Source organism: Saccharomonospora saliphila YIM 90502, assembly GCF_000383795.1.
In the GTDB taxonomy this organism is placed as follows: domain Bacteria; phylum Actinomycetota; class Actinomycetes; order Mycobacteriales; family Pseudonocardiaceae; genus Saccharomonospora; species Saccharomonospora saliphila.
In genome coordinates, this window is sequence record NZ_KB912728.1 from 241,359 (window position 1) to 249,343 (window position 7,985).

7 protein-coding genes are annotated in these 7,985 nt (G+C 68.4%); 2 read left to right on the top strand and 5 right to left on the bottom strand.

The window, feature by feature from the left end:
- Window positions 1–235: 235 nt before the first annotated feature.
- A complete protein-coding gene (locus tag SACSA_RS23945) occupies window positions 236–1,645 on the bottom strand; it encodes an MDR family MFS transporter (RefSeq protein WP_157597044.1) in 1,410 nt (469 codons plus the stop codon).
- Window positions 1,646–1,674: 29 nt separating this feature from the next.
- On the opposite strand from SACSA_RS23945, the gene SACSA_RS0120125 reads away from it, so the two are divergent.
- Both SACSA_RS0120125 and SACSA_RS0120130 read left to right on the top strand, forming a co-directional pair.
- Window positions 1,675–2,151, top strand: a complete 477-nt coding sequence (locus SACSA_RS0120125) for a MarR family winged helix-turn-helix transcriptional regulator (RefSeq protein ID WP_019819599.1) — start codon at window positions 1,675–1,677, stop codon at window positions 2,149–2,151.
- 498 nt (window positions 2,152–2,649) lie between these two features.
- Window positions 2,650–3,459 carry an AfsR/SARP family transcriptional regulator gene (locus SACSA_RS0120130; RefSeq protein WP_048877017.1) on the top strand — a complete coding sequence of 270 codons (810 nt, stop codon included), beginning with the start codon at window positions 2,650–2,652 and terminating at the stop codon, window positions 3,457–3,459.
- A 180-nt stretch (window positions 3,460–3,639) separates the two neighbouring features.
- Here the strand turns inward: SACSA_RS0120130 and rfbH are convergent, their stop codons facing one another.
- From rfbH to SACSA_RS0120150, 4 genes are read right to left on the bottom strand one after another with little or no spacing between them, the layout of a single operon-like run.
- The gene (gene rfbH / locus SACSA_RS0120135; protein WP_019819603.1) at window positions 3,640–4,944 is read right to left on the bottom strand and encodes a lipopolysaccharide biosynthesis protein RfbH; all 1,305 of its coding nucleotides are present in this window, start codon (window positions 4,942–4,944) and stop codon (window positions 3,640–3,642) included.
- Complete coding sequence (locus SACSA_RS0120140) at window positions 4,937–5,962, bottom strand: Gfo/Idh/MocA family protein (protein WP_019819604.1); 1,026 nt, start codon at window positions 5,960–5,962, stop codon at window positions 4,937–4,939. Before SACSA_RS0120140 ends, rfbH begins: the two co-directional genes overlap by 8 nt.
- The gene (locus SACSA_RS0120145) at window positions 5,959–6,483 is read right to left on the bottom strand and encodes a flavin reductase family protein (RefSeq protein WP_019819606.1); all 525 of its coding nucleotides are present in this window, start codon (window positions 6,481–6,483) and stop codon (window positions 5,959–5,961) included. Before SACSA_RS0120145 ends, SACSA_RS0120140 begins: the two co-directional genes overlap by 4 nt.
- Complete coding sequence (locus SACSA_RS0120150; RefSeq protein ID WP_019819607.1) at window positions 6,480–7,793, bottom strand: NDP-hexose 2,3-dehydratase family protein; 1,314 nt, start codon at window positions 7,791–7,793, stop codon at window positions 6,480–6,482. Before SACSA_RS0120150 ends, SACSA_RS0120145 begins: the two co-directional genes overlap by 4 nt.
- Window positions 7,794–7,985: the final 192 nt, after the last annotated feature.

The window sequence follows — 7,985 nt, forward strand, 5'->3', positions numbered from 1 at the left end:
GGCGCCGCGCACGAGGTCGGCGAGCGCAGCAGGCCCGCCCGGGTGCGCGCGCCGGCTCCCGCCGGGGTGGTGTGCTGCTCGGTCGAGGGGGACGAGAGGGACACGGACGCTCCGTACACGACGTCTCGGTGATGCCGCCCTGCCGGCGGCGGGACGGCTCCAGATTAGGCAGGACCGGCCCGCACCCGACCTGGACTTCTCACATCGTGGACGGGCCCGGCCGGATTCGCGCCGGTCAGTTCCGAGCATTCGGCGTGGACTCGGCCGTCGCCGGGCGTGGCATGAAGGCCGCGGGAATCAGCGCGATCAACGAGAGACCCAGTGTGCAGGCCAGGGTGAACCCGTGGGCCTGCTCGACCGACGATCCCGAGGCGATCCGGCTGTGCAGCAGGGTGAGCAACAGAGCCGTGCCGAACGAACCACCGATCCGCTGCACGATGCTGATCAGCGTGGTGCCCTGCGGGATGAGCTCGGCGGGGAGCTGGCTGTATGCCGCGGCGGTGATCGGCACCGTCGCCAGGCCCAGCCCCAGTCCTCGAATGAACAGTGCCGTTCCGAGCAGGACATGGTCGGCGGTGGGGGCGACGACGAACGGCACCGTCCCGATCGAGGCGATCGCCATGCCGGTCACCAGCAGCGGCCGGGGGCCCAGCCGGTCGGTCAGCTTGCCCGCGGTGGGCAGGGCGGCCATGGTGCCGATCGCGAGCGGCGCGAGCAGCAGGCCGGTCTCCATGCCGGAGGCGCCGTGCACCTGCTGGTAGAACACCGGAAGCAGCACCATCGGCCCGAAGATGGAGGCGCCCGCCAGCAGCATCAACGCCGAGGCGAGGCCGAACGAGCGGAAGCGGAACAGTTTCAGGTCGACGAGGGGAACCGTACGGCGGCGCGTGTGCAGCACGTACCAGCACAACAGCACGAGCCCCGCTCCGACCGGGAGTCCGGCCGCGAGCACCCCCGCCGAGGCGGTGAGCCGCGTCGAGCCGTAGAGCAGCAACGCCAGGCCCGGGCAGAGCAGCGCCAGACCCCCCAGGTCGAGCGGTTGCCGGTCGGTGGCCGGGACCACCTCGGGAAGCTTGCGCCACGACAGGACGAGAGCGAGCACACACAGGGGAACGCTGATCCAGAAGACCCATCGCCATCCCGGTCCGTCGATCAACATGCCGCCGAGGATCGGCCCGAGGAGCGGGGCGAGCTGGCCGGGCACGGCGACCAGCGCCATCACCCGGCCGAGCCGGTTCGGCCCGGCGGCGGTCGCCAGGATGGTCTGGAGCAGTGGAAGGATCAGTCCGCCCCCGAACCCTTGGAGCACGCGGAAGACGATGAGGCTGGTCGCCGACCATGCCGCTCCGCACAGCAGCGAGGAGACCGTGAACAGGACCAGGCTGATGCGCCACAGCCTGCGGCCCCCGATCCGGTCGACGAGGAAGGCCATCGTGGGAACGACGACCGCCAGCGCCAGGAGGTAGCCGCTGGCGGCCCACTGCACCTCGGCCACACTCGCCCGGAGGTCCGTTCCGATGGTGTCGAGCGACACGCCCACGATCGTCGTGTTCAGCAGCGACGCGATGCCCCCGACCATCAGGACGGCGGCAAGGCGGATCAGGGCCGGGTCGACGCGGTCGTTCACCGAGCTCGTAGTTGGCACGCCAACAGTATGCCGTGTATTCTGTTGGCATGCCAACACAGGCCGGAGCCGACGATGTCGATCTCGAGGCGGGCGTGCGCGTAGAACAGGGTCCGCTGAGCTCGCTGCTGTTGCAGGTCGTTCGCGCTCACGCCGCGGTCGCGAGCGCGATGCTCGCGGAGATCGGGCTGGTCGCGCCGCAAGAGGTCATCCTGCTCTATCTCGAAGACCACGGTCCCGTGCCGCAGCAGCGGTTGGTGCGCTACCTCAATCGCGACCGGTCGACGGTGACCACGACCCTTCAAGCGCTGGAGCGCATGGAGCTCGTCGTGCGCAGCCCCTCGGCCGTCGACCGGCGCTCGATGATGGTGGAGCTCACCGCCAAAGGCTCCGGCCTGTGTCCCCGGGTGCGTCGGGTGTGGACCGAGCTCGAGGCGCGGACGTTCGGCTGCCTGTCCGAATCCGAACGCGACAGTCTGGCCGGAACTCTCATGACGATCCGCGATGCGGCCCGCATGCGGAGCTGAGCCGGAAGGCGCGGTGCGAGGCCGGGCCGGGCACGCCGACGGGGGAGCGCCCGGCTCCGCCCGGCCGCGTTCCGTTGAATGCGAACCGCGTTCCATTCCGGGGCGGCCGAGTGTTGTGGATTTGTTCCGGGCCTCCCCGGACGTGCTCCGTGTGGCCTAAGAATATTCGTCCTCGTGACGGTTCGGGAGCGATGTCCGACTCGAAGCCCGGTTTCCTTATGGTTACGCCCGGTAAACTTCGGTGAACACTCTCCGCTGAACTGTGTCCACCCCGGTTATCGGTGTGTCGGCACCGTGCCGGATAAGATCATCATCGATTGATGATCTCGCGTCCGGCTGATAGTCTTCCGGCTGGACGATCGTTGCTCGATCGGGTCGTGGTCGCGGGTATCGGTCCGTGTCTCGCGTCGGGAAGCGTGACGCCCGGTCCACCTGTGCGTTGCAAATTGGGGGATGGTGAGAGTGGTCGTTTTCGAATCGACGAGAGACAAGGATTCTATGAGTTCTAGAGCGTCGGCTCCGCGGGTGTGGACTCGCGATCGAGCCGCTCACGACCGGAACTACGTCAGATTCTACACACTCGGATCGCTCGAAATCTGGAAGGGTGGGCGCGAGTGTGCTCTGCGCACCCCGAAGGTGCTCCAGGTCCTCGGAATGCTGCTCGTGCGGGCGAACCGCACCGTGCCGACCGAGTCGATGCTGGAGGAGCTGTGGGGTGAGAATCCACCGCGCAGCGCGCTCACGACAATTCAGACATACATTTATCAGTTGCGTCGCCTGATCGAGCGGGAGGGGCTCGCCGACGCGGAAAGCATGCTCGCGACACAGGCGCCCGGATATGTCTTGCGGGTAGACCCCGAACAGCTCGATCTCGAACAGTTCTGGATTCTGCGTAGGCAGGGCCTGGAATGTTTCCGGACCGGCGACCACGAGGATGCCTCACATTTGCTCCGTGGGGCATTGAACCTGTGGACCGAACGGCCGCTGGCCAACGTTCGTCTCGGTTCCGTTCTCGAGGTGTACGTGACCGATCTCCAGGAGCAGTACCGCAATACGCTTCAGTTCGCGATCGAGTCGGAAATGGCGTTGGGACTGCACCGCGATCTCATCGGAGAGTTGCGGTCGCTGACGAGCAAGTATCCGTTGGACGAATGGTTCTACCAGCAGTTGATGCGTGCGCTCGAACGGAGTGGCCGCAGGAGCGACGCGCTTCGGGTGTACCGGATCCTGCAGAGCACCTTGAGCGAGGAGCTGGGCATCGACCCGTCCGCGGAGAGTCACAAACTGTACTGCGAGCTGCTGCGCTGAGGTGGGAGGACCGCCCGATGTGGATGTGTGCCCGGAGCGCGTACCGGCTCCGGGCCTGCCCGGCCGACGACGAAACCGGGCGGCCGCGGACGCGGCGCCCGGCTGGAAGGGCTCACGCGGGGAACGCGGACGGAGATCCGGTCGGGCGGGATTTCCTCCGGCCGCGCTCCCGGCGGCGGGTCAGTGCGCCGCGCGGACGAACTCGATGATGGTGTTCGCCATGTAGGCGATCATTTCGGTGTCGAGGCTGGGATAGACCCCGATCCAGAAGGTGTTCTCGGTGACGATGTCGGTGTTGGTCAGCGGTTCGGCGATCCGGTAGGTCACGTCGGAGTACGCCGGGTGCCGCGTGAGGTTGCCACCGAAGAAGCGCCGTGTGCTGATGCGCCGGGACTCCAGGTGGTCGACCAGGGCCTTGCGGGTGTAGCGGGCATCGGGTTCCACGGTCAGCACGAAGCCGAACCAGCTCGGGTCGCTGCCCGGGGTGGGTTCCGGCATGCGGAGTCCGGGCAGTCCGTCGAGCGCCTCGCGCAGGTGCTGCCAGTTGCGGCGGCGGATGCGGCCGAACTCTTCGACGCGTTCGAGCTGGCTGAGACCGAGCGCGGCCTGGAGATCGGTCGACTTGAGGTTGTATCCCACGTGCGAGAAGACGTACTTGTGGTCGTACCCGTGTGGCAAGCTGCCGAGCTGCATGTCGAAGCGCTTCATGCACTTGTTGTCCTGCCCCGGTTCACACCAGCAGTCCCGCCCCCAGTCGCGCACGGACTCGACCAGGCGGGCCAGCACGAGGTTGTCGGTGACCACGCACCCGCCCTCGCCCATGGTGATGTGGTGGGCGGGGTAGAAGCTGGTGGTCGCGAGATCGCCGAAGGTGCCCGTCAGCTTGCCCCGGTAGGTGGAGCCGACGGCGTCGCAGTTGTCCTCGATGAGGAACAGGTCGTGGTCCTGCGCCAGTTGGGCGATCTCTTCCACGGCGAAGGGGTTGCCGAGCGAATGCGCGATCATGATCGCGCGCGTGCGCGGCCCGATCGCCGCCGCGATGCGCTCCGGAGTGGTGTTGTAGGTGCCGAGTTCCACGTCCACGAACACCGGCACCAGTCCGTTGTTCAGGATCGGGTTCACCGTGGTGGGGAAGCCGGCGGCCACGGTGATCACTTCGTCTCCCGGCCGGAGCCGGTACTCCTCAAGCTGCGGCGAGGTGAGCGCGGTGAGGGCGACCAGGTTGGCCGACGACCCGGAGTTGGTCAGATGGGCCTTGCGGAGCTTGAAGAACCGGGCGAACCGGCGTTCGAACTGCAACGACGAGGCCCCGGCCGCGATCCGCATCTCGAGCGCGGCTTCGACGAGTGCGACACGATCGTCCTCGTTGAGGGTCGCCCCGGATGCGAGCAGCGGGGTGGCGCCGGGCGTGAACTCGGCGTCGTCCGTCCGGTCCTGGTGGTACTTCCGGACCAGGTCCAGGATGTCGTGCTTCTTGTCACCCATTCGGTGCCCCATTCGGTCGCGCGGTTGTGTCCTTGTGGGTGTCGTCGTCCTGTGCGGTGGCGTGTCGCCGGAGCCGGTCCACAGCCTCGGCCTGCACGCGGATCGTGTCGTCGTGCGCGGGGCCGTGGCGGACCGCGTGCGCGAACGCCGCGATGGCGTTCGCGCACTGGTCGTCGGCCGGGAGCACGAGTTCCTCCTGGTGGTCCTGGCGGTCGATCCGGACGACGGGCCGGTGGCCCGCGGGCGTGGTGAACACGTGTTCGAGGGTGAGCCTGCCGGTGTCGCCCAGGATCGAGTAGCGGGACGTGTAGCGGTGGTCGAGCCCGAACGAGAGCTGGCCGAGAACGCCGTCGCCGTAGGAGATCAGTGCCGTTCCTCCGGTATCCACGCCGAGTGCGCTCTCGTGGCGCAGCGCCGCGCCCGTGACCCGGAAGCCGGGTCCGAGCACGAGCTGCGCGGCGCGCAACGGATAGCCCCCGACGTCGACGAGGGCGCCACCGCCGAGCTCGGGGTCGTACCGGATGTCGCCGGGCGGACGGCGGGGTATGGCGAAGGCCGCGCTGAACAGCCGCGGCCGGCCGACCGCGCCGTCGGCGAGCAGGCGCCGGACGTGCTCGTGCTGGCAGTGGTGCACGAACATGAAGTTCTCGCGCAGGACACGGCCGGTGGCGCGGGCCAGCGCGGTCAGCTCGAGAGTGTCGGCCAGCGAGGTCGTCAGCGGTTTCTCCGCGAGAACGTGCTTCCCGGCCATCAGCGCACGCCGGACCCACGGGGCGTGCAGCCCCGGCGGGAGCGGGAGGTAGACCGCGTCGACGTCGTCCCGTTCGAGGAGGCGCTCGTAGCCCTCGACCGCCGTCGCCCCGTGGCGCTCCGCGACCGTGCGGGCCTTGGCCAGACCGCGGCTGGCGACGGCCACCAGGTCGATGCCGGGGGTGGCGGACACGGCGGGCAGGATGCGGCGGGGCGCGATGTCGGCGCAGCCGAGCAGGCCCAGGCGGATCGGGTTCTCGCCGGTCATCGCAGCTCGGCCAGTCGGTGGAACGTCCGGTCGCAGAACACCAGAGGCTCACCCTCACCGAGTTCGACGCGCCGTACCCTGCCGACGAGCATGGTGTGGTCACCGGCGTCGTGGCGGGAGTAGGTGGCGCAGTCCAGCACGGCGAGCGCGCCCTCGACCACCACGCCTCCGGTGTGGGTGTGCCGGAACCCGCCGCCGCCGAACTTGTCGTCGGCCTTGCTCGCGAAGCGCCGGGCGAGTTCGGTGTGGCCCGGCGTGAGGAAACTGACCGTGAACGGGCGGGCCCCGTCGAAGTAGCGGTGCGACCGTGCCGTGTGCGCCACGCACACGCAGATCAGTGGCGGGTCGAGCGAGACCGAGCAGAACGAGGTCGCGGTGAAGCCGTGCGGCGTGCCGGAGGAGTCCACGGTCGTGACGATCGTGACTCCGCTGGGGAAGTGCGCGAGTGCGCTGGTGAACCGCGCGTCGCCGGGTGCGTGGCCGGTATCGGTTCCGGGTACGGTCGTCGTGGGGTCGCTCATCGCGGAAGGCCTCCATCGTGAGACCGGGTGATGCAGGTCAGAAGTGATCGTGCGCCGACGTTGACGTGGTTGCTGTAGCGCACGAAGTGGGTGAGCTGGTCCACGGTCATCCAGGCGTAGTCGTCGGGAACCTCGGTCGGGAAGTCGTCGCCTGCCAGGATCAGCGCGTAGCGGTTCTCGGCGTGGTAGAAGCGTCCGCCTTCCTCCGAATGCAGCACGTCGACGAGGATGTTCTCCGGTGCGGCTTCCAGGACGTAGTCGAGGTAGCGCGGCCGGTCCTCGGCCGGGAAGTCCGCGTAGTTGTCCGGGCAGCAGTTGACGGTCGGCGACATCTCGACGACGTCGCCGGTCCCGGGCTCGGTGCGCGCGTGGACCAGCAGGTGCAGCGAACCGGCGAGCCATTTGCCGACGAACGCGATCACGCCCCGTCCGACCGGGGCGAACATGGGCTGGGACCACTCGCGGACCTCGCGGCTGCTCGCGCGCACCCGGACGCCGATCACCCGGAAGAACAGGTCGAGTTCGTGGGAGATGTCCCGGCGCGACCGGACCCAGTACTTCACGTCGGACAACGGCACGAGTCGCCGGTCGAGCCGGTAGCGGGACTTCGCCTCGGTGAACCAGCTGAGCAGTTCCTCGGTGGTGTGCAGCGCGCGCTGCTCGGACGAGCCGGGGAACAGGAACGGCATCCCGGACAACACCGTGCGCGAGTCCATGTTGATCACGTTCTCGACGTGCACCAGGTCGCGGAGCTGGTCGGCGGTGAGCCAGCAGAAGTCCTCCCGCAGCGGGACGTCGTCCTCGACCAGGACGATCATGTTGCGGTTGCGCTTGTTCAGAAACCACGAGCCCTGTTCCGACTGGAGGGCGTCGAACACGACCCGGCCCGGTCGCGGACTCAGGAAGTACTCGAGGTAGGGAACGGCGTGGCCACCGTGCACCTGGGTGTAGTTGCTGCGCGTCGCCTGGACGGTCGGGGAGAGCTGGAGCTGGTTGATGTTGCCCGGCTCCATCTTCGCCTGCATCAGGAAATGCGGGACGCCGTCGATGTTCTTGACGACGATCCCGAGAATCCCGATCTCGGGCTGGCGGATGATGGGTTGCGTCCACGACACGACCTCGCGGTGGTCGGTGTCGACCTCGATCCCCTCGACCGAGAAGAACCGGCCACTGCGGTGGACGAGGTTCCCGGTGTCGTCGGCGAAGTACCAGCCGTCGAGCTGGTCGAGGTCGACGGTCGAGATGTCGTAGGTGTTCGCGTTCGCGCGTTGTGCGAACCAGTCGTGGAACTCGGCCAGCTCCCGGAACACGGCGTGCCTCCTTGCCCACGAGGACAGCGGTACCGCCGGGAAGCCCGGGCCGTACTCGCTCGGTTCTTGCCCGACGTCCTCACGGTCGGCGACGCCGCTCGAGCGTCCGTCCGCGGTCCGCTCAAGCCCGACTGAACCTGCGCACCGGTCCCCGAAGCGGCGCGGGCGGGCGCGCCGAATCGCCCGCCCGCG

Coding starts and splice junctions, on each gene's coding strand:
- SACSA_RS0120125 (WP_019819599.1), top strand. CDS start 1,675: ATGCCAACACAGGCCGGAGCCGACGATGTCGATCTCGAGGCGGGCGTG.
- SACSA_RS0120130 (WP_048877017.1), top strand. CDS start 2,650: ATGAGTTCTAGAGCGTCGGCTCCGCGGGTGTGGACTCGCGATCGAGCC.
- rfbH (WP_019819603.1), bottom strand. CDS start 4,944: ATGGGTGACAAGAAGCACGACATCCTGGACCTGGTCCGGAAGTACCAC.
- SACSA_RS0120140 (WP_019819604.1), bottom strand. CDS start 5,962: ATGACCGGCGAGAACCCGATCCGCCTGGGCCTGCTCGGCTGCGCCGAC.
- SACSA_RS0120145 (WP_019819606.1), bottom strand. CDS start 6,483: ATGAGCGACCCCACGACGACCGTACCCGGAACCGATACCGGCCACGCA.